Genomic DNA, 25,968 nt, shown 5'->3' with positions numbered 1-25,968 from the left:
TTACTCACCAGTTCGGTCGAACCTGTTGCGCTCCTCAGTAGACAGTTGTTCACTGAGCGGGTGACGAGCGACACCAAGCCACCCGAGGGGCGGTTGACCTGGGAGCGCGTGCGCAAGAGCGCCGACAAGCTCACCACGCCGCTGCTGCCCGACGACTACCTGACCCTGCTCAACCCGCTGTGGAGCTCACGCGAGCTGCGCGGCCGGGTCGAGGAGGTGATCCGGGAGACCGACGACGCCGCCACCCTGGTGATCCGGCCCGGCTGGGGCTGGCGCTACCAGCACCGCCCCGGGCAGTACGTCGGCATCGGGGTCGAGGTCGACGGCAAGTTCCACTGGCGCTCCTACTCGGTGAGCTCGCCGCCCAAGCGGTCGGGCCGCAACCTGGCGATCACGGTGCGCGCCATGCCCGAGGGCTTCCTCTCCACCCACCTGGTCAACGGCCTCGAGCCGGGCACCATCGTGCGGCTGGCCACCCCCAACGGCGACTTCGTGCTGCCCGACCCGCCGCCGGAGAGGTCGCTGTTCCTGGTCGGCGGCAGCGGCATCACCCCGGTGATGTCGATGCTGCGCACCCTCGACCGTCGCGACACGATGCGCGACGTCGTCCTGCACTACTCCTCGACGACGCCGGAGCGGATGATCTTCCGCGACGAGCTGCGCGAGCTGCACGAGAAGCACCCCTCGCTCACGGTGCACGAGTGGTTCTCCGAGGACCAGGGCATCTTCGACCTCGCCGACCTCGACGACCTCGCCCCCGACTGGCGCGAGCGCGAGACCTGGGCCTGCGGCCCGGCGCCGATGCTCGACGCCGTCGAGGGCCACTGGGAGAACGCCGACCTCGAGGACCAGCTGCACATCGAGCGGTTCTCGCTCCAGCTCGGCAGCGACGGCGGCGAGGGCGGCGTGATCTCGTTCCAGAACACCGGCAAGGAGGCCGAGGTCGACGGGGCGACCACCGTCCTGGAGGCCGGCGAGAAGGCCGGCGTCGGCATGCCCTACGGCTGCCGGGTCGGCATCTGCCACACCTGCACCGTCACCAAGATCTCCGGCACCGTGAAGGACCTGCGCAACGGCGACGAGTACGACCAGCCCAACGAGCAGGTGCAGACCTGCGTGACCGTCCCGGTCGGCGCCTGCACCCTCAACATCTGATCGACGACCCACCCGACCGACAGCCCGAACCTAAGGAGTCCGACGTGGCGATTGCCGACGTCAAGGAGTACACCCACCTCACCACCGAGGACGTGGAGGCGCTCGGACGTGAGTTCGACGCCATCCGCGAGCGGGTCGAGGAGGCCCGCGGCGCCAAGGACGCGGCGTACATCCGCCGGGTGATCCGCACCCAGCGCTGGATGGCGGCCTCCGCCCGCATCGGCATGCTCGTGAGCTCGCCGCTCGAGGCGAGGTACCGGCGCCCCATCGTCGCCGCCAGCACCATCTCCCTCGGCCTGGCCAAGATCCTGGAGAACATGGAGATCGGCCACAACGTCATGCACGGCCAGTGGGACTGGATGAACGACCCCGAGATCCACTCGTCGTCGTGGGAGTGGGACACCGCTCAGCCCGCCGAGCAGTGGAAGCACAGCCACAACTACATCCACCACCAGTTCACCAACGTGCTGGGCTACGACAACGACATCGGCTACGGGATCCTGCGGATGGCCCGCGAGCAGAAGTGGCACCCCCACTACCTCGGGCAGCCGGTCTTCAACGCGCTGCTGGCGGGGCTCTTCCAGTGGGGCGTCGCCCTGCACGACCTCGACCTCGAGGCGATCCGGAAGGGCAAGAAGGACCCGGTCGAGATGAAGCGTCAGCTCAAGCAGATCGCGAAGAAGGGTCGCGACCAGGCCCTCAAGGACTACGTCATCTACCCCGCGCTCAGCGGCAGGCGGTGGAAGTCGACCCTCAAGGCCAACGTCGCGGCCAACGTCATGCGCAACGTGTGGTCCTACATGATCATCTTCTGCGGCCACTTCCCCGACGGTGCGCTGCACTTCACCGAGGAGGAGCTCGAGGACGAGACCCGCGCCGAGTGGTACCTGCGCCAGATCCTCGGCACCGCCAACTTCGAGGGCGGCAAGCTGCTCCACATCATGAGCGGCAACCTGGGCTACCAGATCGAGCACCACCTCTTCCCCGACCTGGTCAGCAACCACTACGGCGAGATCTCCGGCGAGGTCCGGGCGCTGTGCGACAAGTACGGCATCCCCTACACCACCGGCCCGCTGCACAAGCAGTACGGACAGGTGCTGCGCACCATCCACAAGCTCTCGCTGCCCAACGGCTGGACCAAGGACGACCGGCCGCCCACCGGCGAGGGCGTCACGATCGAGCAGAGCGAGCGGGTCCGGCACGAGGACACGCACGGCCGGCGCCTCGAGCTCGGCAGCTGGTCGCGCTCCCAGGCCGACGCGCGCGCGTGAGCACCATGTTCGCCTGGGACGAGGGCGCACTGGTCCGCCGCAAGGTGACCCAGTGCGCCCTGTCGCGGGTCTGCGGCGGCTGCGGTCGGCCGCTCGGCCGGCCGATCGCCTTCGTCGGCGACGCCCGCGAGGTCGCGCGCAACGAGTTCCACGCGCCCCCGATGCACGCCACCTGCGCCGACGACGTACGCCGCCGGCTCGGCGCCGGTCGCGAGGTCGTGCTGACCTCCGGCTTCGAGTACGTCCGCCCCGGCGGAGACGACCGCGACAAGGAACCGCGGTTCGTGCCCAACTCGCTCATCGCCGGCTGACGAGCGTCGTCCGGCGTCGTCGTGCTGACGGTGGTCGAGCCGGGCGAGCGCCAGCGAGCCCGAGTCGAGACCCCGCACGGTGCACGCCCAGGGTGGGCACGCACCGTGCGGGGGTCCCGACTCACGGTGACTTCGTCCCCGCGGCTCGACCACCGTCGTACGGCGACCTCGGTGCTCCGATAACCTCGCGTCCGTGATCAAGGTCCTCGTCGTCACGGGCTCCGGCCGCAGCGGCACGAGCAGCGTGGCCGGCACCCTCAAACGCCTGGGGTTCCACATCCCGCAGCCCGAGGTCGAGACCGACGAGCGCAACCCGCGCGGCTACTACGAGCCGCTGTGGGTCGCGGAGTTCCACAAGCACTGGCTCAACGCGATCCCGGTGCGCACGATCGACAGCCGCCCCGACGCCGGCGACGTCGCGATGGCCGACGTGACGCCCGAGCGCGAGGAGACGTTGCGCGCCTGGCTCGCCGGCGAGCTGGCCCAGCGGTCCGACGGCGATGTCGTGGTGGTCAAGGAGACCCGCGCCTACTGGGTCTACCCGCTCTGGCAGCGCGTCGTCGCCGCGACCGGCGCCGAGCTGGCCAGCCTCACGATGCTGCGCCACCCCGCCCAGGTGGTGCGCTCGCGCGACTCGGCGTACCTCTCGGGCCGCTCCGACGAGCTGCGCCGCGAGCGCGAGACCACCAACGTCGCCGCCTGGATGAACTCGGTGTTCGTCACCGAGCGGGCCACCCGCGGCAACGCCCGGGCGTTCGTGCCCTACTACGACCTGATCGGCGACTGGCGTACGGCGATGACCCGCGCCTGCGGCCAGCTCGGCGTCGACCCCGGCGACCTGACCGGGCCGCACCCCGTCGACGACTTCGTGACGACCTCGCTCAACCGGTCGGCGGCCACCTGGGACGGCCTGTCGGTGCCCGACGTGCTGATCGACCTGGCCGACCGCACCTGGACCGCCGCCCACACCCTCGTCGACGCCCCGCACGACCCCGCGGCGGTCGCCGCGCTCGAGGCCCTGCACGTCGAGTACGCCGAGCTCTACCGCACCTCCGCCGCGATCGTCTCCGACGAGACGTCGTCGGACCTGCAGGCCCTGCGCACCGAGCTCGAGGGCCGGCTCGCGGTCAAGAACGAGCGGCTCGACAAGCTGCGCCGCAGGCTCCGCGAGGCCGAGGCGCGCCTGGCCGAAGGGGGCACCGCATGAGCCGGGTCGTCGTCGTCGCGGGCGCCGGGCGGAGCGGCACCAGCACCATCGCCGGGGCGCTGAGCATGCTCGGCCTGCACCTGCCCGAGCCGCAGGTGCCGGCCGACGAGACCAACCCGCGCGGGTTCTACGAGTCGCAGTGGGTCGTCGACTTCCACAAGGCGATGCTCAAGCGGACGCCGGTGGTGCGCACGCTCGACTCGCGCCCCGACGCGGCCGCGCTCGCCGGGCAGCTGCCCACCGCCGACGACGCCGACGCCCTCGACGACTGGCTCGCCGTGGCGCTGCGCGAGGCCGACCACGGGCAGGTGCTCGTCAAGGACCCGCGCGCCTTCTGGTTCCACGACCTGTGGCGTCAGGCGGCCGCCCGCGGCGGCGCCGGCCTCGGGTTCCTGACGATGCTGCGCCACCCCGTCGAGGTCGCCAAGTCGCGCGACACGCACTACACCCCGACCGACCGCGGCGAGAGCTTCCGCCGCCAGCGCGCCACCGCCAACATCGCCGGCTGGGTGCACGCCTGCCTGGTCACCGAGGAGGTCACCCGGCCCGACGACCGCGTCTTCGTGCGCTACGTCGACCTGCTCGCGTCGTGGCGGCCGGTGCTGGACACGGTGGTCGACCGGCTCGGCCTCGTGGTCGACCTCGACGCCGGTGCGTCCCGGGTCGACGCGTTCATCGAGCCCAGCCTGCGCCGGTCCGAGACCACGTGGGACTCCGTCGACGTGCCCGACACCCTCCGTGTCGTCGCCGAGGGCACGTGGGAGCAGATGAGCCGGCTCGCCGACGACCCGGCGGCCCCGGTCGCCGACGACCTGGCCCGGCTCCGCGCCGACTACGAACGGATCTTCGACCACGCCGTCGGCGTCGCCCTCGACCACACCCAGGCCCGCGAGGTGCACGTCCGCCGCCGCACCCGTGCCAACGTGCGCGAGGAGTACGAGGCGCAGGTCGCCGAGCTGGAGCAGCAGCTCGAGGCCGAGCACCACCCCGAGGTCGACGAGGACCGCCCCCGCGGCCTCTTCGGCCGCCGCCGCTAGGGGCGTACGCCGGTCGACCCCGACGGTGGTTGAGGAGGTTGCGCTGGCAACCGTCTCGAAACCACCCCGAGGGTGCGCACCTCGCCGGGTCTCGACTCGGGCTCGCTGGCGCTCGCCCGGCTCGACCAGCGTGTGTCGGTGGTTGAAGAGGTTGCGCTAGCAACCGTCTCGAAACCACCCTCGGTGGAGACCTGCGTCGGGGGTGGTCTCGAGACGGGCCTGGCGGCCCTCCTCGACCAGCGTGGGTCACCGCCGGTGGTCGAGCCGCGGGGACGAAGTCTCCGCGAGTCGAGACCCCCGCAGGGTGCCTTGCCTCGCCGGGTCTCGACTCGGGCTCGCTGGCGCTCGCCCGGCTCGACCAGCGTCAGGCTGGTCAGCGCTCCCAGGGGGCGGCGATCGGGAAGTAGTCCTCGAGGAACTGGGCGACCAGGGCCTCCACCTGGGCGGGGTCGCGGCCGAAGTCGTGGCTGTCACCGAGGCAGAAGCCGCCGCGCTCGCGCCGCAGCAGGTCGAGGAGGCGGCGGCGTACGACGGTCTCGGTGATGTCGACGAAGGCGTAGTCGGCCTCGCCGACGTGGGCGGCGCCGGTGAGCAGGCCGTAGTGCTGTCCCAGCGACGACAGCATCGAGACGTCGGTGGAGGAGCGGAACGGCGAGCGCGTCGTGGCGTCGACGGCGTCGGCGAACCGCTCGGCCACCTCGTGCAGCGTGGAGACCCGGTGGGCGTACGGCGCGTGCACGAGGGTGTTGACCGTGGTGGCGCCGAACGCCTCGGCCAGCAGCCGGCGGTTGTTGTCGGCGGCGAGGGCCCACGGCAGCACGCCCTGCCCGGGCAGCCCGACGACCGTCGAGGACGGGAAGACCGCGGCGGTGCCGGCGGGGGAGAAGAACGCCTCCGGCCAGGTGGGGGCGCCGACGAAGAAGTCGTCGTTGAGGTAGACGAAGTGCTCGGCGAGGCCGTCGATGCGGTGGACCACCGACTCGATGGCGTGGGAGTTGAACGTCGGCAGCGCCTCGGGCGGCAGCAGGTCGCGGTGGTCGACGAGGTTGACCCGGGGGTGGTCGGGGTCGAGCCAGTCGGGCACCTGCCCGTCGGTGACCAGGTGGATCGTGCGCACCCAGGGCGCGAACAGGTGCAGGCTGCGCAGCGAGTAGCGCAGCTCGCCGCGGTCGACGTAGCGGGCCCGGCCGCTGGAGGCCCGGGTGGCCACCGTGGGGTCCGTGCCCGTCACCTCCGCGAGCCGGGCGACCCGGCGCGCCTCCCACTCCTCGTCGGCGCCGTCGACCCACGTGTAGACCACGTCGACGGGGAACGTGCACTCGTAGACGGTCGGCACCGCCATCGCGGGCTGCGTCGGCACCTCGACGTCGTGCACCGTGACCGGCACGGTGGCCGCGCCGCGCGGCACCGTCGGCGTCCAGGTCACGTGGCCGGGTACGGCGTGCAGGTCACCGTCGGGCCCGGTCTCCCAGAACTCCACCGCCACCCCGCAGCCGCGCCCGAGCAGCGTGCCGCGCACGCCGTCGGGGCCCTCGGTGGTCGGCCACTGCTCGAGCAGCAGGCGTCCGGTGCGTCCGCGCAGCAGCGGCGCGGCCATCTCGGCGCCGGTACCGCGCCGGCTGGGCCAGCCGCGGTGCTCCGGGTCGTGCACCGAGACGTACGCCGGCAGCGCGCCGTCGGCGGCCAGCGCGGCGACGTAGGCCGCCCGGGCCGCCATCGGCAGCACGACGGTGGCCGGGGCGCCGAGGCGGCCGGGCACCACGAACCACCCGGTCGCGACCTCGCCCAGCCCGTCGGCGAGCGCGGTGGCGGCGGCCAGGGTCTCGTGGCGGGCCTGGGCGGGCGTGACCCCGACGCCCTCGCGGCCGTGGGGGGCGAGGTCGGGGTGGGGAGGCACCTCGCGGTCGGTGCGCAGCGAGGTCACGGCAGCGGCGCGTGCGCCGCCGGACCCGGCGGCCCGGCGGCCGAGGGCCGCCTCGAACACCTCGAGCCACCGGTCGGTGATGGCGTCGCTGTGCCAGTCGGCGGACCTGGTCAGCGCCGCGGCGCCCATCCGCAGGCGCTCCGCCGGGTCGGTGGCCAGGCGGAGGATCGCGGCCGAGAGCCCGGCCTCGGAGCCCTGCGTGACCAGGACACCGTCGACGTCCTGGGTGATCTGGTCGCGCGGGCCGGTGGGCATGTCGTAGGCGACGACCGGCACCCCGGCGGCCATCGCCTCCTGGATCACCAGCGGGAAGCCCTCGCCGGCCTGCGAGGTGAGCGCCGACATGCTCGCCCGCACCCACTCGCCCTGCATGTCGGAGGTCGGGCCCGGCAGCTCGACCCGGTCGTGCAGCCCGAGCTTGCGCACCATGCCCATCGTCTCGAAGCGGCCGTGGCCGTCGCCGAAGATCCGCAGCCGCCACTCGGGGATCCGGTCGGCGACCGCGCCGAACGCGCGCACCAGCACCGGCCACTGCTTCTCGCTGGCCAGCCGGCCGGCGCACACGATGACCGGCTCGGTCAGCGGCGAGCGGGGTCGGTAGCCGGGGGCGAGCGCATTGGGCACCACGACGACCTCGGGGGCGTCGGGCCCGAGCTCGGCCTGCAGCCAGTGGGCCATCGGCTCGGTGAGCATCGCGACCACGTCGGCGCGGCGGGCGACGTCGAGCAGCAGGTGGCGGCTGTTGGGCCGCGAGTGCGACGACCGGTGCTCCTGGTGGACGACGACCGTGCGCGCCGGGGCGAGCTGGACGGCGTAGGAGAGCATCGCGGGGGTCACGCTGACCAGCACGTCGGCGCGCAGCGACGGCAGCGCCGCCTCGAGCGCGGCGTCGACGCGCGCGTCGAGCCCGGGGTCGGCGTTGTCGGGGACGAGCAGCGGCGTCCGTCCGGTGAGGTGGTCGAGCGAGCCGTCGACGAGGTCGCGGACGACGACGCCGGGGTCGAGCGGGAAGTGGGTGCCGCCCTCGGCGGGGAGGACGCTGAGGATCTCGACGTCGACCCCGCGCCGGGCCAGGGCGTTGGCCTGGGTGACCACCGCGCCGGCCGTGCCGCCGATGTCGTGCACGGTGGCGACCAGGAAGGCGACCTTCATCGAGCTCGTGCGGGGGCTCATGCGAGGGGCCTGACGAGCGCGGTCTCGCGGCGGAAGAGCGCCAGCCGGCCGTCGCGCAGCCACCGCAGCTCGACCTCGGGCTCGGGCAGCGCCGGCAGCGCGGTGGCGTAGTGCGGCCGCTGCACGACGTTGCGCAACCGCGACACCGGCACGCCGTCGGCCTCGAACGGCAGGTTGGTCTCGAGCGGCAGGTCGGGCACGGTGCCGACGACGAACACCCCGTCGGACACCGGCAGGCTCGTCCCGGCGACGGTGACCTGCGACGGCGTACCGGCGAGACGGACGGCGACGCCGCCGTCGACGGCCGAGACCGCGAGCACGGGCACGACCGGGGCCGCGGGCGCGCGGCGTACGACGACCTCGCCGTCGACGTCGTGGACCGACAGCTGCCAGCGCCGGTCGACGGTGGTCGGTGCCTCGAGCGTCGGCGAGGCCGGGCGCGCTGCCCATGCGGCGGTCACCGGCTGGCGCTTGCGACCGTGGCAGAGCCGGAGCTCGACCGTGGGGCTGTCGTCGGCGGCCAGCGCCCGGGCGAGCGGGACGACGGCGGTCAGCAGCTCCTCGTCGCCGTGGGTCTCGGTGGCGGCGTCGACGTCGACGTCGGGTCCGCCGTCGCGCACCAGCGTGAGGGAGTCGGCGCCGCGGACCGCGAGCCACAGGTGCTCACCGTCGGCGACGCGGGCGTGCACCGCCTCGGCGCTGGTCGGCCTCGTGAAGAGTCCCATTCAGTCACGCTCCCAGGGTGCGGCGATCGGGTAGTAGCGCTCGAAGAAGTCGGCGAGGGACTGGTCGAGCCGGGCGGCGTCGAGCGCGTGGTCGTGGTGGTCGCCGAGGCAGAGGAAGTCCTGCTCGCGGTGCAGCGCCCGGCGCAGCTGGCCGTCGACGTTGGCCTGGGCCAGGTTGACGAACGTCAGCGGGTGGTCGTCGAGCGAGGCGACGTGGGCGGTGCCGGTGAGCAGCCCGTAGTGCTGGGCCAGCGAGCTCAGCGTCGAGACGTCGCGGTCGCTGCGGAACGGCCTGCGGGCGGTGGCCGCGAGCGCGTCGCCGAACCGCTCCTCCAGCGCGGTGAGCACCGAGACCCGGTGGGCGTACGGCGCGTGGGCCAGGTTGCGCAGGGTGACGGCGCCGAACGCGTCCTGGAGCAGGCGGCGGTTGTTGCGGGCGGCGTGCAGGAACGGCGCGGCGTTGGCGTCCGCGTCGGGCAGCCCGACGTTCTGCCGGGAGAAGAACACCGACGTCAGGCCGGCCGGGCTGAACAGGGCCTCGGGGCGCAGCGGACGGCCGAGGAGGAAGTCGTCGTTGAGGTAGACGAAGTGCTCGGCCAGGTCGGGCACGCGGTGCAGCGCGGTCTCGATGGCGTGGGAGCTGAACGTCGGCAGCGCGTCGGCGGGGAGGATCTCGCGGTGGTCGACGACCTGCACCGTGGGGTGGTCGGGGTCGAGCCAGGCCGGCACCTGCCCGGCGGTGACCAGGTGGATGCGGCGTACCCACGGTGCGAAGAGATGGAGGCTGCGCATCGAGTAGCGCAGCTCGCCGTGGTCGACGTAGCGCGCGGCCCCGCTCGCTGCGCGGCTGTGGGCGGGTCCGCCCACCTCGGCGAGCCGGGCGGCGCGCGCGGCGTCCCAGGCCGGGTCGGTGCCGTCGACCCAGGTGTAGACGACGTCGACCGGGAAGCGCACCTCGGTCACGGTCGGCGCCAGCATCAGCGGCAGCGACCGGACGGTGACGCCGTCGACCTCGGCGTCGACGGCACCGGCGACGAGCGCCCGGGGGAGACGGTCGGCGTAGGGGTTGCGACGGGGCGCGACCAGGTCGCCGTGGGGGTCGGTCTCCCACAGCTCGATCTCGACGCCACAGCCCGTCGACAGCAGGGTCGGCTCGCCGTCGAGGTGGGGCCACGGCTCGAGGACCACGACCGACGTCCGGCCCCGGCGCAGGTCGGCGGCGAGGTCGGCGACCGGGCCGCGGCGCTCGGGCCAGCCGGCCTCGGCCGGGTCGCGCAGGCAGAGGTACGCCGGGCAGCCCGGACGGGCGAGCGCGTCGAGGAGCGCGCCCCGCGCCTCGGCCGGTACGACGACCGTCGGTGCGGCGTGCTCGTGGGCCGGCACGACCAGCCAGGTGTCGGTGGCCGCCCGGGCTGCCTCGACCGCCCAGGCGAGCGCCTCGTGGCGGGCGCGGGCGGGGGTCACGCCGACGGTCGCGCCGGCGAGCCCCGCGGTCGGGTCTGGCGCCGACGTGGAGGACGGCGTGCCGGCACGGGCCTCGAGCCGGCCCCGGCCGCCACGGCGCTCGAGCGCGTCGGCGAAGACGCCGACCCAGCGGTCGGCGATCTTGTGGGCGTCCCAGCGAGTGGCCGTGGCGAGGGCGCCGCGGCCGAGCCGGGCGCGCAGGTCGTCGTCGGAGGCCAGGCGCAGCAGGGCGGTCGCGAGGCCGCTCGTCGACTGCGGCGCGACGAGCAGCCCGTTGACCTCGTGCTCGACGATCTCGCGCGGGCCCGAGGGGGAGTCGAAGCTGACGGCCGGCACGCCGGCGGCCATCGCCTCCTGCAGCACCAGCGGGTAGCCCTCGGTGCGCGAGGCCAGCGCCGCGACCGACGCCCGGGCCCACTCGGCGCTCATGTCGGCGACCGAGCCGGGCAGCTCGACGCGGTCCCAGAGTCCGTGCTTGCGCACCTGGCGGACGAGCTCGGTGCGCTGGGGGCCCTCGCCGCAGATGCGCAGCCGCCACCCGGGCATCCGGTCGGCCACCTCGGCGAAGGCGTCGACGAGCCGCGGGAACTGCTTCTCGCCCACCAGGCGGCCCGCCGTGACGACCAGCCGGCGGTCGAGGGCCGCGCGCGGCACGAACCCGAGCGGCAGCGGGTTGGGCACCACCACGGTCGGCGGGGCGATCGCCCCGAGCTGCTCGCACAGCCACGACTCGACGCTCGGGGTGAGCAGGGCGACGACGTCGGCGCGCGGCGCCTGGGCGAGCAGGGGCTCGAGCCCGCCGCTGCGGTCGTGCGAGGCGCGGTGCTCCTGGTGGACGACGACGACCCGGCCGGGTGCCAGCGTGAGCGCGGCGGTGAGCAGGCCCGGTGTCACGGTGACGAGGACGTCGACGTCGAGGTCCGGCAGCGCCCTCTCCAGCGCGGCGTCGGTGGCGGCGGTGAACTGCGCGTCCCACCGCGCCGGCACCAGGGCCGACTCGCGCGGGTCGGGGTCGGGCTCGCGCACGTCGACGAGGTGCTCGACGCCGACACGCGGGTCGATCGCGTAGTGCGGCCGGTCGGCCGAGCGGGTGACGCTGAGCATCCGCACGCCGGTGACGGCCTCGTGGGCGACCAGGGCGTTGGCCTGGGTGATGGCCGAGCGGCTGGTGCCGCCCATGCCGTCGAGGTTGAGGACGAGGAACCCGACCCTCATCCGTCGTCCCCCGACGGTTCCGCCGAGCGCGCCTGGAGCAACCCCTCGCCCGACCATCGGAGGCGCAGCCGGCCGACCGACGGCAGCGGCGCCGAGCGGCCGGGCTCGGGCAGGTCGTCGTCGCGGCGGCGTACGGACAGGCCGTCGACGACCACCCGCGACCAGGAGCCGTCGGCGTTGGTGACCAGGTGGGTGCGCCCGTCGAGGTCGAGGTGCACCCCCTCGTCGGTGACGGTCAGCGCGTGCAGCTCGTGGGCGTCGGGGACCGGCTCGGTGACCAGGCGCAGGGCGCCGTCGTCGGCCTGCTCGAGCCGGTGGCGCGCCCGCCCGCCCGGGGCGAGCGGCACCCGGCGCGAGCCCGGGTCGCCGTGCACGCGCCGGACGCCACCGGGCGTGACCAGCACGACGTCGTGGGCACCGGCGGTCGACGGGAGCGGGGCCAGGTCGACGCGCACCGAGAGGTGGCCGGGCTGGTCGTCGACCTCGACCGGGAGGTGCACCGCTCGGCCGTCGGGAGAGCGCAGCTCGAACGTCCCGGGCTGCTCCGCGACGGCGAGCCAGAGGCGTCGTCCGTCGAGCGTGCCGGCGAACACGGCGTCGACCGTCGCGGGCGACTCCTCGACCCGCCGACGCAACCTCACCCGCGACAGGTTAGTGACCTACATCCCGGTGTTGCCCTCGGACCCGCCCGCCTGCTCGGTGAAGGTCTCGTGCTCGAGGAGGTGCAGCACCGGCACGTCGAGCCTGCGGCGGGCCTTGCTGCTCCAGTCGAGGTGGAACAGGTCGGCCACCACGTGGGGCCGGGTGAGGATGATCGTCTCCCGGCCGTCGACCTCCTTGACCTTGGCGGCGAGCTCGTCGACCGGGGGTCCGGTGAGCAGGGCGCTGGTGGCCACGGTGGCGCCGGCGTCCTCCAGGACGGCGACGGTGGCGGTGAGGTCGGCGCGGGCCTGCTCGTGCAGCTCCTTGCTCACGGCGTCGAGGTCGACGTGCTCCATCGGCACGTGCGGCGCGGCGAGCAGCTCGCTCCCCGACAGCGACCCGAGCGACGCCTCGACGCGGGCCGCGGCGTCGTCGACGGGCAGCAGCACGTGGTAGGTCACCGGGTCGTCGAGACCCTCGTGCAGCGAACGCACCTGGACCGCGTCCTGCGGGGTGAGCGCCTGCTCGACGAGCAGGACGACGTCGTAGTCGGCCATCACGTACCTCCTGAAAGGACCTCGGCGAGGTCGTAGCTCACGGGTTGCTCCAGCTGGTCGTAGCCGCACGAGGTGGGGTCGCGGTCGTCACGCCAGCGCTTGAAGTGGGCGGTGTGCCGGAACCTCCGGCCCTCCATCGCGTCGTACTTGACCTCGAGCACGCGCTCGGGCCGCAGCGGCACGAACGAGAGGTCCTTGCCCTGGCTCCACCGGCTCTGGGTGCCGGGCACCCGGTCGGGGTTGGCGGTGAGGAACTCCTGCCAGCGGCCCCACGGGTGGTCCTCGATCGCGCACACCAGCGGCTGCAGCTCGGTGATCAGCTCGGCGCGCCGCTTCTCGGTGAAGCTCGCGCTGACGCCGATGTGCTGCAGCTCGCCGTCGGCGTACAGGCCGAGCAGGAGGCTGCCGAGCAGCGGTCGCTCGGGGGTGCTGGTCTTGTGCTCGCGGTAGCCGGCGACGACGACGTCGGCGGTGCGTTCGTGCTTGATCTTCATCATGGTGCGGCCGTTGGGCGAGTACGGCGCCCCGAGCGGCTTGGCGATCACCCCGTCGAGCCCGGCGCCCTCAAAGGTGTGGAACCACTCCTGGGCGACGGCGGGGTCGTCGGTGGTGCGGGTCAGGTAGCAGGGGCCGGTGAGCCCGGACAGCGCACCGACGAGCGCCGCACGCCGCTCGGCGAACGGCCGGTCGACGTAGGAGGTGTCGCCGAGGGCGAGCAGGTCGAAGGCCACGAAGCTGGCCGGCGTCTTCTCGCTCAGCATGTCGACCCGCGACGCCGCCGGGTGGATGCGCTCCTGCAGCACCTCGAACTCGAGCCGCTGGCCGACGGCGACGAAGATCTCGCCGTCGAGCACGCACCGCTCGGGCAGCTGCTCGCGGGCGGCGGCGACGAGCTCGGGGAAGTAGCGGGTCAGCGGCTTGGTGTTGCGGCTGGTCAGCTCGACCTCGTCGCCGTCCTTGAACACCAGGCACCGGAACCCGTCCCACTTGGGCTCGAAGCTGAGCCCGGTGATCCCCCCGGCCGTGTGCTTGGCCGGGTCGGGCACGCCGGCGACCGCCTTGGCGAGCATCGGCTGCACGGGTGGCATCACGGGCAGGTCCACGGTCCTACCTAACCACGCAGGGCAGCGCGTCGGGTGGGCAGCGCGGGCAGGGGGCGTGCTGCCCGTTCCACCCGAGCCGACGCATCAGCAGTCCGAGTCGGGCGGCGGTGCGACACCCGTCGCGGAAGACCTGGCCGTGGCCGAGTCGCACGGTGCGGAGGTCGGCGAGGACGGCTGCGTCGAGGTCGCGGGTGAGGTCGCGGTCGACGTCCTCCGGCGCGGAGTGGAAGAGCCGTCCGTCGAGCTCCACGGCGAGTCCGAGGTCGGCGTGCTCGACGTCGCGGAGCACCAGCCCGCTCGACACCAGCCGTGGCGCCTGGAGCTCGCCCCGGGGGAGACCGTGGGGCCGGACCACGCGGGTCTGGTAGCCGTGCTCAAGGACCGAGCAGGTGCCGTCGGCGACGTCGCGCAGCACGTCGGCCAGCCACCGGCGCCGGGCGACCCGCGCCCGCCCGTCGAGCCGGTCCAGCAGCCGGGCCGCCGTCGTACGTCGCGAGCCACAGGCGTCGGCGAGCACGGCGATCGCGGCCAGGTCGTCACGCGCGGCGGTCGCGACGTCGAGCACGGAGTCGTCGTAGCGCACGCGTGGCGGCCCGAGGTGCCACTGCACGCGCCGGTCGACGTCGGTCATCCGGTGGACCCGGACGCCGGGCACCTCGACCACCTTGCGCTCTCGTGCCACCGCCACGTGGACGACGGCGTCGTCGCGGCCGCGCCGCCCGGGACCCTCCGCGGCCCGGAGCGCGGAGTCGAGGCACAGCGCCGCCGGTTCGGCATGCAGCACCGCGGCCCAGGCCCGTTGCTGCCAGGTCGGTGGGCCGTTGTGCTCGAGGTAGACGCCCGGGTGGCGCAGGACCAGCTCGCCGCGGCGCAGCCGTCGGGCGAGCGCCGTCTGCGTGGTCCCGGCAGCGAGCACCTGGCGGCGCGAGACCACGCCGTCCTGCTCGCGCAGCAAGCGCGCCACCTCGTCCATCCCGCGATCGTCCGTCCGCGAACGCCCTCGCGGCCACGGCATCGTCCCTGCCTGTGGATCAATGCGGTAGATCGCGTCAACCAGGTTGATGCGATCTACCGCACTGTCCTGGCCACGGCGGTGCCGGCCGCACGGCTTAGGCTTGCCCGCACATTCCCCGGTTGGTCTGCCGGCAGGGCCCGCCTGACTTTGAATCAGGACTAGCGACGATGGTTCGACTCCATCCCGGGGAGCCAGACGGTGGCCTGCGCCCGGAGGGCACGTCCGACCTGTCGTCTCGCGGCGATCGCGGGCCCGGGTCCTTCGCCACCCGAGCCCGGTGGCGACGGTCTTGTCAAGACCTCATCGGGCCTTAGCGACCGCCGATCGCGGTCCTACCGTCGGGACTCCACCACCGAGGAGCACCCATGCGCATCAAGTCGGTCCTGTCCACCGTCGCAGTCGGCCTGATGCTGGTCGTCTGTCTCGACTACGTCGCCTACGGCGCCACCGGCAAGAGCATGGTGCTGGGCAAGCACAACAAGGCCGACAAGGTCACGGTGCTCACCCGGACCACCGTGGGACCTGCCCTCGGTGTCCGCGTCAAGCCAGGCTCCCCGCCCCTTGCCGTCAACAGCAGCGGCAAGGTCACCAAGCTGAACGCCGACCTCCTCGACGGCCTGGACTCCGCGGCACTCGCCGAGCGGGTCACCGGGGTCGGCTCGGAGGCCTGCACCAGCCTCGCACCGGTGCCCACGACGTACAGCAAGGTCACCGACGTCGCGACCTTCACCGCCACCGCCTCCGCCCGGTGGACGCGGCTCGAGTACTCGACGACGTGGTCGGCCGAGCAGGGGGGCTCCAGCGCCGTGCAGTTCGAGCTACGCGTGGACGACCAGCCCACCTCCGTGGGTCGCTCGACCTACCTGGTGCGCGACGACGGGCTCCACTACGGCAACCTCACGGCCGTCTTCGGTGCCCTGGCACCGGGCGCACACACGCTCAGCGTGTGGGCGAAGGGGATCAACGCCACGGCGACCCGGGCGCGCGTCAACTCCGGCTGCTTCGACGAGGCCAACAACGTGCTGGTCACCCAGTTCCGCTGAACCACTGACGGGACGGCACCGGAGGGACGAACCGGGCCCCGGGCTGCCGAAGCAGCCCGAGGCCCGGTGCTGACCGCGCCGTCGGTCAGGCGACGGGGGTGGCGAAGCGCCCCCACGCGCGGTGGGCGCCGAGCAGCTCGGTGACCTGGGCGACCACGGTCGCCGGGTCGTCGCCGGCGACGATGCCGGCGGCCGGGTCGGGGACGATGCCGTTGGCCTCGAGCGCAGCGGTGCCGGCACCCCAGGCGCCGATGGCCTTGCCGTGGCGCCAGCACTCGCCGAGCATCTGCTCCACGCGCGGGTCGATCGGGGCCGGGGTGGCCTCGCCGGCCTTGGCGTCGCGGGCGACCCAGGCGTCGGGTGCCGGGGCCGGGAGTCCGGCGATCAGCAGGGCGTCGTACTCGACGGACCGGGTGGCGGTGAAGACGCGCTGGACCGCCATGCCGTTGGGGAGCTTGCCGCCGTGGGCGGCGACGACGAGCGGCACCATGCCGGCGGCGCGGACGGCGTCAGCGACGGACTCGAGTCCGCTCAGGTCGCCCTCGGCGTCGACGACGATGCCGACCATGCGTCCCTCGACCGGCCACGTACCGCCGACCTGGGAGAGGGCCGGGCTGGGCTCGGGGTCGCCGAGCGGGACGGTCGCGGCCGGCGCCGGGAGGCCGAGGCCGGTGGCGACCTGGGCGCACAGCTCGGGGTCGATGTTGGCCAGCGCGAGCAGCTGCCGCTCCTTGACGACCTGCTCGAAGCACTTGGCCAGCTCGAACGTGTAGGCCGCGATGATGTGCTCCTTCTCCACGTCGGTCATCGACAGCCAGAACTGGCGCGCCTGGCTGAAGTGGTCGTCGAACGACGCCGAGAGCGCGCGCACCTTGGCCGACTCGGCCACCTCGACCGGGAGGTCGACGAACGCGCCGTCCTTGACGCCGCCGGCGAAGAACGGGCACCCGCCGTCGAGCGAGTTCGGCTTGTACGGCGCCACCCCGGCGTGCACGGCCGTCTGGTGCATGCCGTCACGCAGCATGTCGTTGACGGGGGCGTGGGGACGGTTGATCGGCAGCTGGTTCCAGTTGGGGCCGCCGAGCCGGGTCAGCTGGGTGTCGACGTAGGAGAACAGCCGCGCCTGGAGCAGCGAGTCGTTGGTGACGTCGATGCCGGGCACCAGGTTGCCGACGCTGAACGCGACCTGCTCGGTCTCGGCGAAGTAGTTCGTCGGGTTGTGCGTCAACGTGAGCAGGCCGATCGGCTGCACCGGCGCGAGCTCCTCGGGCACGATCTTGGTCGGGTCGAGCAGGTCGATGCCCTCGAAGGTCTCCTCGGGGGTGTCGGGGAAGACCTGGACGCCGAGCTCCCACTGCGGCAGTGCGCCGGCCTCGATGGAGTCGGCCAGGTCGCGGCGGTGGAAGTCGGGGTCGTTGCCGGCGAGCATCTGCGCCTCCTCCCACACCAGGGAGTGGACGCCCGCCTTGGGCTTCCAGTGGAACTTGACCAGCGACGTCTCGCCGGCGGCGTTGACGGTGCGGAAGGTGTGGACGCCGAAGCCCTCCATCGTCCGGTAGGAGCGCGGGATGCCGCGGTCGGACATGTTCCACAGCGTGTGGTGCTGGGCCTCGGTGTGCAGCGAGACGAAGTCCCAGAACGTGTCGTGGGCGCTCTGGGCCTGCGGGATCTCGCGGTCGGGGTGGGGCTTGGCCGCGTGGACCACGTCGGGGAACTTGATGCCGTCCTGGATGAAGAAGACCGGGATGTTGTTGCCGACCAGGTCCCACGTGCCCTGCGGCGTGTAGAACTTCACCGCGAACCCGCGGGTGTCGCGCACCGTGTCGGCCGAGCCGCGCGACCCGAGCACGGTGGAGAACCGCACGAACACGTCGGTCTCGACGTGCCGCCCGAACAGCGCGGCGGTGGTGATCGGCTTGGCGTTGCCGTAGCCGACGAAGACGCCGTGGGCGCCGGCACCGCGGGCGTGCACCACGCGCTCGGGGATCCGCTCGTGGTCGAAGTGCGAGATCTTCTCGCGCAGGTGGTGGTCCTGCAGCAGCGTCGGGCCGCGCTCGCCGGCCTTGAGGGAGTGGTCGCTGTCGCGCAGCCGCACCCCGTGCGCCGTGGTCAGGAAGGCGCCCTGCTGGCCCATCGCCGGGGCCGGCACGTCGGTCTCGGCGCCGGTCGGCGTACGTCGCTCCGGCGCCGACTGGTCGGGCTTCGACGGCAGCGGCGGGCGCGGCTTGGTCGGCTCGGCCAGCGTCGGGGGCGCGACCCCGGGCGCTCCGGGGACCTCGGGCGGGGTGTCGCCGAGCCGCTGCAGCGCCAGCTCGGCCGCGCGCTCGATCGTCTTCCTGACGGCCTTGCGGACGCTCGCGGCGCCGCCGGCCGGGCTGGGGGAATTCTCGGACATGTGTCGACTCCTCGAGATCAGCGTCGTCGGGCACGTGCCCGACATCCGGGGCAGGCGTCCGTGGGACGGGCTGCCCCAGCCACGCTGTCAGCCAGGGCGGGCCGGCGTACCACCCGCACGTGGGAGCGCAGCGGCCCTGCGACCTGCTCCACGGGACCCGACGGGCGACAGGTCCTACAGTGACCCGGTGCCCCACGCCTCCGATGAGCTGACCGTCGTCGTCCTCGCCGCCGGTGGCGGCACCAGGATGAGGTCGAAGACGATGAAGGTGCTCCACCGCGTCGGCGGGCGCAGCATGATCGGCCACGTGCTGACCGCGGCCCTGGCCGCCGAGCCGCACCGGGTGGTGGCGGTGGTGGGCCACCAGCGCGAGCAGGTCGGCCCGCACGTCCTGGACGTCGTGCCCGACGCCGTCCTGGCCGTGCAGGACGAGCAGCTCGGCACCGGCCACGCCGTCCGCGTCGCGATGGAGGCCACCGGCCAGACCGCCGGCACCGTCGTGGTGGCCACCGGCGACACCCCGCTGCTCACCGGCGAGAGCCTGCGGTCGTTCGTGGCCGAGCACGCCGCGTCCCAGGCGGCGGTCAGCATCCTCTCCGGCGTGGTGCCCGACCCGTTCGGCCTCGGGCGGGTGCTGCGCGACGACGAGGGCGACGTGCTCGCGATCGTGGAGGAGAAGGACGCGACCGCCGAGCAGCGGGCGATCCGCGAGATCAACTCCGGCATCCTCGCCTTCGACGCCGCCTTCCTGGCCGAGGCGCTCCCGCGGATCGGCAACGACAACGCCAAGGGCGAGTACTACCTCACCGACGCGATCGGCCTGGCCCGCCAGGACGGCCTCACCGTCAGCGCCTACCCGATCGACGACGTCGTCCAGACCCAGGGCGTCAACGACCGCGCCCAGCTGGCCGAGCTCGGCGCCGAGCTCAACCGGCGCATCGTGACGCGGTGGATGCGCGAGGGCGTCAGCGTGATGGACCCCGCCACCACCTGGATCGACGCCGACGTCGTGCTCGCCCCCGACGTGACCCTCCTGCCCGGCGTCCAGCTGCTCGGCGCGACGGTGGTGGGGGAGGACGCCGTGATCGGGCCCGACACCACGCTCGAGCACTGCGAGGTCGGTGCCAGTGCGCGCGTCGTACGCACCCACGGCGAGCTGGCCGTCATCGGTGACGGGGCGACCGTCGGGCCGTTCTCCTACCTGCGCCCCGGCACCCAGCTCGGTGCCCGCGGCAAGATCGGCGGCTTCGTCGAGACCAAGAACGCCGTCATCGGCGACGGCGCCAAGGTGCCGCACCTGTCCTACGTCGGCGACGCCGAGATCGGGGAGGGCACCAACATCGGCGCCGGCACGATCTTCGCCAACTACGACGGCGTGGCCAAGCACCGCACCCGGGTCGGCCGGCACGCCAAGACGGGCTCCAACAACACCTTCGTCGCCCCGGTCGAGGTCGGTGACGGCGCCGGAACGGGGGCCGGCACCGTGGTGCGCGAGGACGTGCCGCCGGGTGCGCTCGCCGTCAGCGCCGGCCCGCAGCGCAACCTCGAGGGCTGGGCGGCGCGCCGCCGTCCGGGGACCGACCAGGCGTCGGCCGCCGAGGCGGCCCTGGCAGAATCGGACCCGACGGACGACCCCACGGCCGACGACTGAAAGTGCAGGCGCACGCGTGAGCGGCATCCAGCGGACCACCGAGAAGAACCTGATGGTCTTCAGCGGCCGGGCCCACCCCCAGCTCGCCGCCGAGGTCAGCGCCCTGCTCGGCACCCCGATCGTGCCGACGTCGGCCTACCAGTTCGCCAACTCCGAGCTCTACGTGCGCTACGAGGAGTCGGTGCGCGGCTGCGACGCCTTCGTGATCCAGAGCCACACCGCTCCGGTCAACGAGTGGATCATGGAGCACCTGATCATGGTCGACGCGCTCAAGCGCGCCTCGGCCAAGCGGATCACCGTGGTGATGCCGTTCTACGGCTACGCCCGCCAGGACAAGAAGCACCGCGGCCGCGAGCCGATCACCGCCCGCCTGATGGCCGACCTGTTCCACGCTGCCGGGGCGCACCGACTGATCTCGGTCGACCTCCACGCCGACCAGGTGCAGGGCTTCTTCGACGGCCCCGTCGACCACCTGATGGCGATGCCCCTGCTCGCCGACTACGTCCGGGGCAAGTACGGCGACCAGCGCCTCGCCGTCGTCTCGCCCGACGCCGGCCGGATCAAGGTCGCCGAGCGCTGGTCGGCCCGGCTCGACGGCGCCCCGCTGGCGTTCATCCACAAGACCCGCCGCACCGACCGCCCCAACGAGACCGTCGCCAACCGGGTCGTCGGCGACGTCGCCGGCCGCATGTGCGTGCTGGTCGACGACATGATCGACACCGGCGGCACCATCGTGAACGCCGCCGAGGCGCTGGTGGCCGAGGGCGCGGCCGGCGTCGTCATCGCCGCCACCCACGCGATCCTGTCCGACCCCGCCGTCGACCGGCTGAAGAACTGCCCCGCCGTCGAGGTCGTGGTCACCAACACCCTCCCCATCCCGCCCCACCGCGAGTTCGACAAGCTCACCACGCTGTCGATCGCCCCCCTCGTCGCCCGCGCCATCCGCGAGGTGTTCGAGGACGGCTCGGTCACCTCGATGTTCGACGGGCACGCCTGATCGCTCCGGACCGAGGGACGAGGTCCGGACGATCGAGGGTGGTCGAGCAAGCCGTCGCGGACTGAGCCTGCGAAGGACGCGAACCGGCGCGTCGAGACCCGGTGAGGGCCCTGCTGGCGGTTCGCGAGGACGGGTGGGGGCCTCGGTCCGTCGCCCGAGGCCCGCCTCACCGCCGGTCGTCGAGCGCGTCCTCCCAGTCCCGCCGGAGGATCGTGTTGGTCACGCCGGGCAGCGCCGCCTCGACGGCGTCGAGCTGGGTGGGGGTGAGCGGGACCGAGGGAAAGGCGTGGCCGACGGCCTGGGCGAACGCCTGGCCGCGCTCGGCGAGGGCGGGTGCCTCGGCCAGGTAGCGGTCGACGTACGGCGCGACGAGGTCGAGCTGCTCGGCCTGCCACAGGCCGCCGGTCAGCGCCTCGAAGCGGCGGTTGGCGACGCCGGGCTCGGTGGCGGCGGCCCAGGCGGCGTCCTTGGCCTCGGGGGTGGGGCGGGCGGCGAGGGCACGGGCGGCGCCCAGCTCGCCGTCGACGGTGCCGTCGCGGAGCCGCTCGCTCTCGACGTACGCCGCGTCGGCGGCCCCGAGCGCGGCCAGCCGGGTCACGACGCGCCAGCGGAGGGCGGCGTACCAGGTGAGGCCGTGGACGCCGTCGGCGTCGAGCCAGCCCTGCAGCAGCGCGGCGTCCGTCGAGGTCGAGGCGAGGCCCTCGACGAAGGTGAGGCGCAGCTCCTCGTCGCGGGCCTGGGCGAGCCCGGTGCCGAAGGCCTCGGCCAGCGACCGGGTGGCCGCGGCGACGTCGTCGGCGGCGACGCGCTCGGGGAGCACGACCGAGACGGTGCGGCTGACGACCGACGTCACGATCATCGGGTGCGTCTCGGCCGGCAGGTGCCAGGCGACGAGGCCGAGGTAGGTCATCGGGTCGAGCCGGCGGGTGCGCACCGCGTCGAACCACTGCCCCCACACCACGGCGCGCGCCAGCGGGTCCTCGACCGCCGACAGGCCGTTGGCGAACGCCTCGGCCGAGGCCGGGTCGAGGGCGACCTGGCCGTAGGTCTCGCTGGCGACGTTGGGCAGCACGACCCGGCCGGTCCAGCCCTCGAGCCGGACCGGCTCGTCGGCGAGGTCGACGACCTGCCGGTCGAGCGGCGCCAGCGAGTCGTCGTACGACGCCACCTGCAGCCGGTGCGGCCGCGACCCGTCGCGGTGCAGCACGGGCGTCCCGTCGCCCTCGCGCTCGACCCGGATCGTGTCGAACCCGGTGGTGCGCAGCCAGGCGTCGGCCCAGCCGACGACGTCGCGGTCGGAGACCTCGTCGAGGGCGGCCACGAAGTCGGCCAGGACCGTGTTGCCGAACCGGTGCCGGGACAGGTAGGCGTTGACGCCGCGCAGGAACGTCTCGTCACCGAGCCAGGTCACCAGCTGGCGCAGCGACGCGTTGCCCTTGGCGTAGCTGATCATGTCGAAGTTGGTGGCCGCGGCGTCGACGTCGGGCACGTCCTCGGCCGCCGGCGCCACCGGGTGGGTCGAGCGCCGCGCGTCGGCGCGGTAGGCGTTGACCTTGCGGGTGGTCTCGAACCCGACCAGCAGGTGCGAGTGTCCGGCCGCCGCCTCGGCGACCCGGAACCCCATGTAGTCGGCGAACGACTCCTGCAGCCAGGTGTCCTCCCACCAGGTCATCGTGACCAGGTCGCCGAACCACATGTGCGCCATCTCGTGGGCGATCGTGGTGGCGCGCGAGGAGCGCAGCCGCTCGGTCGCCCGACCGCGGGGGAGGTACTCGTCGCGGTAGGTCACGCACCCCGGCGTCTCGAGCGCACCCCAGTTCTGCCCCGGCACGAAGGCCTGCTCGTAGGAGTCGAACGGCATCGGCTCGTCGAACAGCGTCGCGTAGTGGTCGAAGCAAGCCACCGTGGTCGCCTTGAGGTCGTCGATGTCGCGGTCGAGCTCGGCGCTGAGCGACGCCCGCGCGTGCCACGCGAACGGCAGCCCCGCGTGCTCCCAGCGGTGGGAGTGCCACGGCCCCGCGCACACCACGAACATCGCGACGGGGATCGGCAGGGTCGTGGTGAAGGTCCAACGCCCCGCCGCCTCGTCGTGGTGCTCGACCCGGCCGTTGGCGATCACGGTCCAGGCCGGGTCGGCCGTCACCGCCAGCGACACCGGTGCCTTGAGGTCGTTCTGGTCGAAGCACGGGAAGACGCGCTGGGCCACGTCCATGCCGACGTACGCCGAGACGTACGTCGCCCCGTCGGCGGGGTCGGTGAAGGTGTGCATCCCGTCGCCGTCGGTGACGTGCGGCACCCGCGCCGTCACCACGACCTCGTGGGTGCCGCCCAGCCCGGTGAGCGTGATCCGCCTGCCGTCGTACGCCGCGTCGACCGGCTCGCCGTCGAGCGTCACCACGACGTCGGTCGCGTCGGTGAGCTCGAGGAACGTCGTCGGCTCGCTGCACGAGAACCGCACCACGGCCCGGCACCCGTAGTGCCCCTGCTCCGGACCGGTGAGGTCGAGGTCGAGGTCGTAGGACACGTCGGACACGGCAGCGGCCCGGGCACGGGCTTCGGCAAGGGTGAGGCTCACGTCGTCACTGTAGGAGCGCCGGATTGGCCCACGGGCGCTGGTCTCCCGTAAGGTTCCCGGGTTGCCTCGGCGAGGGAGCGGGAGCTCCGTGATCGACAAGGCGTGCTGCTGCGCAGCGCCTCGTCCCGCCGGGCCCCACGGACCCACACCACGAGGAGCACCAGCATGAGCGAGACCGAGAAGATCACCGCCGAGACCCGCACCGAGTTCGGCAAGGGCGCGGCCCGCCGCATCCGCCGCGACAACAAGGTGCCCGCGGTCCTCTACGGCCACGGCAACGACCCCATCCACGTCACCCTGCCGGGTCACGACACGATGATGGCGCTCAAGCGCGGCGGGACCAACGCGCTGCTCGAGCTCGACATCGAGGGCACCTCGCAGCTCGCGCTGACCAAGCAGGTCCAGGTCGACCCGATCCGCCGCGCCCTCGAGCACATCGACTTCGTCGTCGTCCGCAAGGGCGAGAAGGTCACCGTCGACGTCGCCATCAACGTCGTCGGCAACGCCGCCCCCGACACCCTCGTGGTCACCGAGAACGCGACCGTCCAGGTCGAGGCCGAGGCCACCACGATCCCCGAGCAGATCGACGTCAGCATCGAGGGCCTGCCCGCGGGCACCCAGATCCTGGCCTCCGAGCTCGAGCTGCCGGCCGGCACGACGCTGCTGGTCGACGCCGACACCCTGATCATCAACGTCACCGAGCAGATCAGCGCCGAGGCGCTGGAGGCCGAGCTCGAGGAGGCCGAGGCCGAGGCCGGCATCGAGCGCGAGGAGTCCGACGAGGCCATCGAGGCCGCCTCCGGCGAGGGCGACAGCGAGGCCGCTGCCGGCGACGAGTGATCCTCACCCGGCTCAGGTGGTACCTGGGCCGCCTGATCTCGCCCGCCCGTCCCCGTACCGACGAGGAGCCCGACGACATGGCCGATGTGTGGCTCGTCGTCGGGCTCGGCAACCCCGGTGACGGCTACGCCGGGCACCGGCACAACGTCGGCTACCTCGTCGTCGACGAGCTCGTACGCCGCCTCGGCACCCCGCTGCGCGCCCACAAGACCGGGCGCGCCGAGGTCGCCGAGGCGCGGCTCGGCGTGCCCGGCAGCGACGGCCCCCGGGTCGTCCTGGCCCGGCCCCGTTCCTACATGAACGAGGTCGGGGGACCGGTCAAGGCGCTGGCCACCTTCTACAAGGTCGCACCCGACCGGATCGTGGCGATCCACGACGAGCTCGACATCGGCTTCGGCACCCTGCGCTCCAAGCTCGGCGGCGGCGACAATGGGCACAACGGGCTGAAGTCGCTCCGCTCGTCGTTCGGCACCGGCGACTTCTACCGCGTCCGGGTCGGCATCGGCCGACCGCCGGGACGCCAGGACGTCGCCGACTTCGTGCTGTCCAACTACTCCTCCACCGAGCGCAAGGAACTGCCCTTCCAGGTCGACACCGCCGCCGACGCGGTGGAGTCACTGGTCACCGAGGGCCTCGAGCGCACCCAGCAGCGCTACAACAGCTGAGCCGTCAGCCGTCGATCAGCGGTCGGTCACGAGGCGAGGGTCGCGCCGACGGGAGCACGCCGCGCCGCGGTGGTGCCCTGGCCGTCGGGCGCCTCCTCCATGGACATCCGCATCTTGCGCATGACGCGCTCCAGGATCCGGGAGACCTGGCTCTGGCCGATGCCGCAGTCCTGGGCGATCTCGCTGTGCGTGCGCTCCTCGAAGAAGCGCAGGAAGACGATGCGACGCTCGCGGTCGTTGAGGCGCCGCAGCGCGGGACCGAGCAGGGCGCGCGCCTCGACGGCGAGCATCTCGTCGCCGGAGTCCTCGGTGTCCACCAGGTCGGCGAGGGTGGCCGAGCCGGACTCGTCGTTCAGCGGCCGGTCGAGGGACTCGTGCTTGAGCTGCGCCATGGTGCTGCGCACGTGCTCGTACTCCTCCGGGTCCAGCCCGAGGTAGTCGCAGATCTCCCCGGCGGTCGGCTCGCGGCCGAAGTCCTCGACGAGGTGCGAGGACGCCGCGCGGATCTTGGCGTTGAGGACGTGGACCTGGCGCGGCGGCCGGATCATCCAGGTCCGGTCGCGCAGGTAGCGCTGCACCTCGCCCCGGATCGTCGGGACCGCAAAGGTGAGCAGGTCCTCGGCGGCAACCGGGTCGTAGCGCTGGACCGCCTTGACCAGGCCCTCGTACGCCGTCTGCCGCAGGTCCTCCAGCGGGGCGCCCCGGTTGCGGTAGCGCGCAGCGACGGCGTCCGCGACCCGGCAGTTGAGCACCACGACCTCGCCGAGCAGCACGTCGCGGCGGTCGGCGTCGGCGGTCGCCGCCTCCGCCAGCAGCGCGCGGGTGCGGTCCCCACGCTCGTCCCGGCTGATCTCCGCGAGCGCGCCACGAGACCCTGACGCATTGATCGTCAGCAGGTCGGGTACGAGGGGGGAGGAGGTCATGGGTCCTGTCGAAGATCGACGGCGCTGCCGTGTCGGGAGGGCCGGCCCGGCCCCTTCGTCACGCTAGGGGGCATCCGGCC

General features: G+C 73.3%; 20 protein-coding genes and 1 tRNA gene. 11 read left to right on the top strand and 10 right to left on the bottom strand.

Going from position 1 to position 25,968, the window contains the following annotated elements; translation table 11 throughout:
* The first annotated feature begins 60 nt into the window (after positions 1-60).
* From AC4MBH_RS07495 to AC4MBH_RS07475, 5 genes are all read left to right on the top strand, one after another.
* Positions 61-1,155 (top strand): ferredoxin reductase, encoded by a 1,095-nt coding sequence (locus AC4MBH_RS07495; RefSeq protein WP_491793966.1) that lies wholly within the window; start codon positions 61-63, stop codon positions 1,153-1,155.
* A gap of 44 nt (positions 1,156-1,199) precedes the next feature.
* Positions 1,200-2,426 (top strand): fatty acid desaturase family protein, encoded by a 1,227-nt coding sequence (locus AC4MBH_RS07490; RefSeq protein ID WP_491793964.1) that lies wholly within the window; start codon positions 1,200-1,202, stop codon positions 2,424-2,426.
* The gene (locus AC4MBH_RS07485) at positions 2,423-2,737 is read left to right on the top strand and encodes a hypothetical protein (protein ID WP_491793962.1); all 315 of its coding nucleotides are present in this window, start codon (positions 2,423-2,425) and stop codon (positions 2,735-2,737) included. Before AC4MBH_RS07490 ends, AC4MBH_RS07485 begins: the two co-directional genes overlap by 4 nt.
* Positions 2,738-2,930: 193 nt before the next feature.
* Entirely contained in the window at positions 2,931-3,944 is a 1,014-nt protein-coding gene (locus tag AC4MBH_RS07480; RefSeq protein WP_491793960.1) for a sulfotransferase family protein, read from the top strand.
* Positions 3,941-4,981, top strand: coding sequence for a sulfotransferase family protein (locus AC4MBH_RS07475; RefSeq protein WP_491793958.1), 1,041 nt, complete (start codon positions 3,941-3,943; stop codon positions 4,979-4,981). The genes AC4MBH_RS07480 and AC4MBH_RS07475 overlap by 4 nt, the downstream gene beginning before the upstream one ends.
* A 373-nt stretch (positions 4,982-5,354) precedes the next feature.
* Here AC4MBH_RS07475 and AC4MBH_RS07470 read toward each other — a convergent pair whose 3' ends face one another.
* The 7 genes from AC4MBH_RS07470 to AC4MBH_RS07440 are packed head-to-tail and all read right to left on the bottom strand — an operon-like array spanning position 5,355 to position 14,757.
* The gene (locus AC4MBH_RS07470) at positions 5,355-8,078 is read right to left on the bottom strand and encodes a stealth conserved region 3 domain-containing protein (protein WP_491793956.1); all 2,724 of its coding nucleotides are present in this window, start codon (positions 8,076-8,078) and stop codon (positions 5,355-5,357) included.
* Positions 8,075-8,803, bottom strand: a complete 729-nt coding sequence (locus tag AC4MBH_RS07465; RefSeq protein ID WP_491793954.1) for a hypothetical protein — start codon at positions 8,801-8,803, stop codon at positions 8,075-8,077. The genes AC4MBH_RS07470 and AC4MBH_RS07465 overlap by 4 nt, the downstream gene beginning before the upstream one ends.
* Positions 8,804-11,482, bottom strand: a complete 2,679-nt coding sequence (locus tag AC4MBH_RS07460; RefSeq protein ID WP_491793952.1) for a stealth conserved region 3 domain-containing protein — start codon at positions 11,480-11,482, stop codon at positions 8,804-8,806.
* Positions 11,479-12,123 (bottom strand): hypothetical protein, encoded by a 645-nt coding sequence (locus AC4MBH_RS07455; protein WP_491793951.1) that lies wholly within the window; start codon positions 12,121-12,123, stop codon positions 11,479-11,481. The genes AC4MBH_RS07460 and AC4MBH_RS07455 overlap by 4 nt, the downstream gene beginning before the upstream one ends.
* Before the next feature lie 18 nt (positions 12,124-12,141).
* Positions 12,142-12,681, bottom strand: a complete 540-nt coding sequence (locus tag AC4MBH_RS07450; RefSeq protein ID WP_491793950.1) for a hypothetical protein — start codon at positions 12,679-12,681, stop codon at positions 12,142-12,144.
* Complete coding sequence (locus AC4MBH_RS07445) at positions 12,681-13,784, bottom strand: ATP-dependent DNA ligase (protein WP_491793948.1); 1,104 nt, start codon at positions 13,782-13,784, stop codon at positions 12,681-12,683. The genes AC4MBH_RS07450 and AC4MBH_RS07445 overlap by 1 nt, the downstream gene beginning before the upstream one ends.
* Positions 13,785-13,788: 4 nt before the next feature.
* Entirely contained in the window at positions 13,789-14,757 is a 969-nt protein-coding gene (locus AC4MBH_RS07440; RefSeq protein ID WP_491793946.1) for a type IV toxin-antitoxin system AbiEi family antitoxin domain-containing protein, read from the bottom strand.
* Positions 14,758-14,911: 154 nt separating this feature from the next.
* Here AC4MBH_RS07440 and AC4MBH_RS07435 point away from each other — a divergent pair.
* Both AC4MBH_RS07435 and AC4MBH_RS07430 read left to right on the top strand, forming a co-directional pair.
* Positions 14,912-14,993 (top strand) — tRNA-Gln (locus tag AC4MBH_RS07435).
* Between the two features lie 171 nt (positions 14,994-15,164).
* Positions 15,165-15,842: a hypothetical protein gene (locus tag AC4MBH_RS07430; RefSeq protein WP_491793944.1), complete on the top strand. Its 678-nt coding sequence runs from the start codon at positions 15,165-15,167 to the stop codon at positions 15,840-15,842.
* 85 nt (positions 15,843-15,927) lie between these two features.
* On the opposite strand, the gene AC4MBH_RS07425 is transcribed toward AC4MBH_RS07430, so the two are convergent.
* Complete coding sequence (locus AC4MBH_RS07425; RefSeq protein ID WP_491793942.1) at positions 15,928-18,237, bottom strand: catalase; 2,310 nt, start codon at positions 18,235-18,237, stop codon at positions 15,928-15,930.
* Positions 18,238-18,424: 187 nt separating this feature from the next.
* On the opposite strand from AC4MBH_RS07425, the gene glmU reads away from it, so the two are divergent.
* Together glmU and AC4MBH_RS07415 are read left to right on the top strand one after the other, a co-directional pair.
* Positions 18,425-19,888 carry a bifunctional UDP-N-acetylglucosamine diphosphorylase/glucosamine-1-phosphate N-acetyltransferase GlmU gene (gene glmU / locus AC4MBH_RS07420; RefSeq protein ID WP_491793940.1) on the top strand — a complete coding sequence of 488 codons (1,464 nt, stop codon included), beginning with the start codon at positions 18,425-18,427 and terminating at the stop codon, positions 19,886-19,888.
* Positions 19,889-19,904: 16 nt separating this feature from the next.
* Positions 19,905-20,885, top strand: coding sequence for a ribose-phosphate diphosphokinase (locus tag AC4MBH_RS07415; protein ID WP_491793938.1), 981 nt, complete (start codon positions 19,905-19,907; stop codon positions 20,883-20,885).
* Between the two features lie 166 nt (positions 20,886-21,051).
* On the opposite strand, the gene pepN is transcribed toward AC4MBH_RS07415, so the two are convergent.
* Positions 21,052-23,460 (bottom strand): aminopeptidase N, encoded by a 2,409-nt coding sequence (gene pepN / locus AC4MBH_RS07410; RefSeq protein ID WP_491793936.1) that lies wholly within the window; start codon positions 23,458-23,460, stop codon positions 21,052-21,054.
* 165 nt (positions 23,461-23,625) lie between these two features.
* Between pepN and AC4MBH_RS07405 the strand changes: the two genes are divergently transcribed.
* Both AC4MBH_RS07405 and pth read left to right on the top strand, forming a co-directional pair.
* Positions 23,626-24,300 carry a 50S ribosomal protein L25/general stress protein Ctc gene (locus AC4MBH_RS07405; protein WP_491793935.1) on the top strand — a complete coding sequence of 225 codons (675 nt, stop codon included), beginning with the start codon at positions 23,626-23,628 and terminating at the stop codon, positions 24,298-24,300.
* A 77-nt stretch (positions 24,301-24,377) separates the two neighbouring features.
* The gene (gene pth, locus AC4MBH_RS07400) at positions 24,378-24,965 is read left to right on the top strand and encodes an aminoacyl-tRNA hydrolase (protein WP_491793933.1); all 588 of its coding nucleotides are present in this window, start codon (positions 24,378-24,380) and stop codon (positions 24,963-24,965) included.
* A gap of 26 nt (positions 24,966-24,991) precedes the next feature.
* On the opposite strand, the gene AC4MBH_RS07395 is transcribed toward pth, so the two are convergent.
* Complete coding sequence (locus tag AC4MBH_RS07395) at positions 24,992-25,888, bottom strand: sigma-70 family RNA polymerase sigma factor (protein ID WP_491793931.1); 897 nt, start codon at positions 25,886-25,888, stop codon at positions 24,992-24,994.
* Between the last annotated feature and the right edge of the window lie 80 nt (positions 25,889-25,968).

Source organism: Nocardioides sp. WJ219, from assembly GCF_058559815.1.
Note: the sequence above shows the minus strand (reverse complement) of the source record. Positions and strands in the feature narration are given on the sequence as shown.

Bases quoted from the DNA above. Each gene is read 5' to 3' on its own strand.
- AC4MBH_RS07475 (WP_491793958.1), top strand. From the start codon at position 3,941: ATGAGCCGGGTCGTCGTCGTCGCGGGCGCCGGGCGGAGCGGCACCAGC.
- AC4MBH_RS07470 (WP_491793956.1), bottom strand. From the start codon at position 8,078: ATGAGCCCCCGCACGAGCTCGATGAAGGTCGCCTTCCTGGTCGCCACC.
- AC4MBH_RS07465 (WP_491793954.1), bottom strand. From the start codon at position 8,803: ATGGGACTCTTCACGAGGCCGACCAGCGCCGAGGCGGTGCACGCCCGC.
- AC4MBH_RS07460 (WP_491793952.1), bottom strand. From the start codon at position 11,482: ATGAGGGTCGGGTTCCTCGTCCTCAACCTCGACGGCATGGGCGGCACC.
- AC4MBH_RS07450 (WP_491793950.1), bottom strand. From the start codon at position 12,681: ATGGCCGACTACGACGTCGTCCTGCTCGTCGAGCAGGCGCTCACCCCG.
- AC4MBH_RS07440 (WP_491793946.1), bottom strand. From the start codon at position 14,757: ATGGACGAGGTGGCGCGCTTGCTGCGCGAGCAGGACGGCGTGGTCTCG.
- AC4MBH_RS07430 (WP_491793944.1), top strand. From the start codon at position 15,165: ATGCGCATCAAGTCGGTCCTGTCCACCGTCGCAGTCGGCCTGATGCTG.
- AC4MBH_RS07425 (WP_491793942.1), bottom strand. From the start codon at position 18,237: ATGTCCGAGAATTCCCCCAGCCCGGCCGGCGGCGCCGCGAGCGTCCGC.
- AC4MBH_RS07405 (WP_491793935.1), top strand. From the start codon at position 23,626: ATGAGCGAGACCGAGAAGATCACCGCCGAGACCCGCACCGAGTTCGGC.
- pth (WP_491793933.1), top strand. From the start codon at position 24,378: ATGGCCGATGTGTGGCTCGTCGTCGGGCTCGGCAACCCCGGTGACGGC.
- AC4MBH_RS07395 (WP_491793931.1), bottom strand. From the start codon at position 25,888: ATGACCTCCTCCCCCCTCGTACCCGACCTGCTGACGATCAATGCGTCA.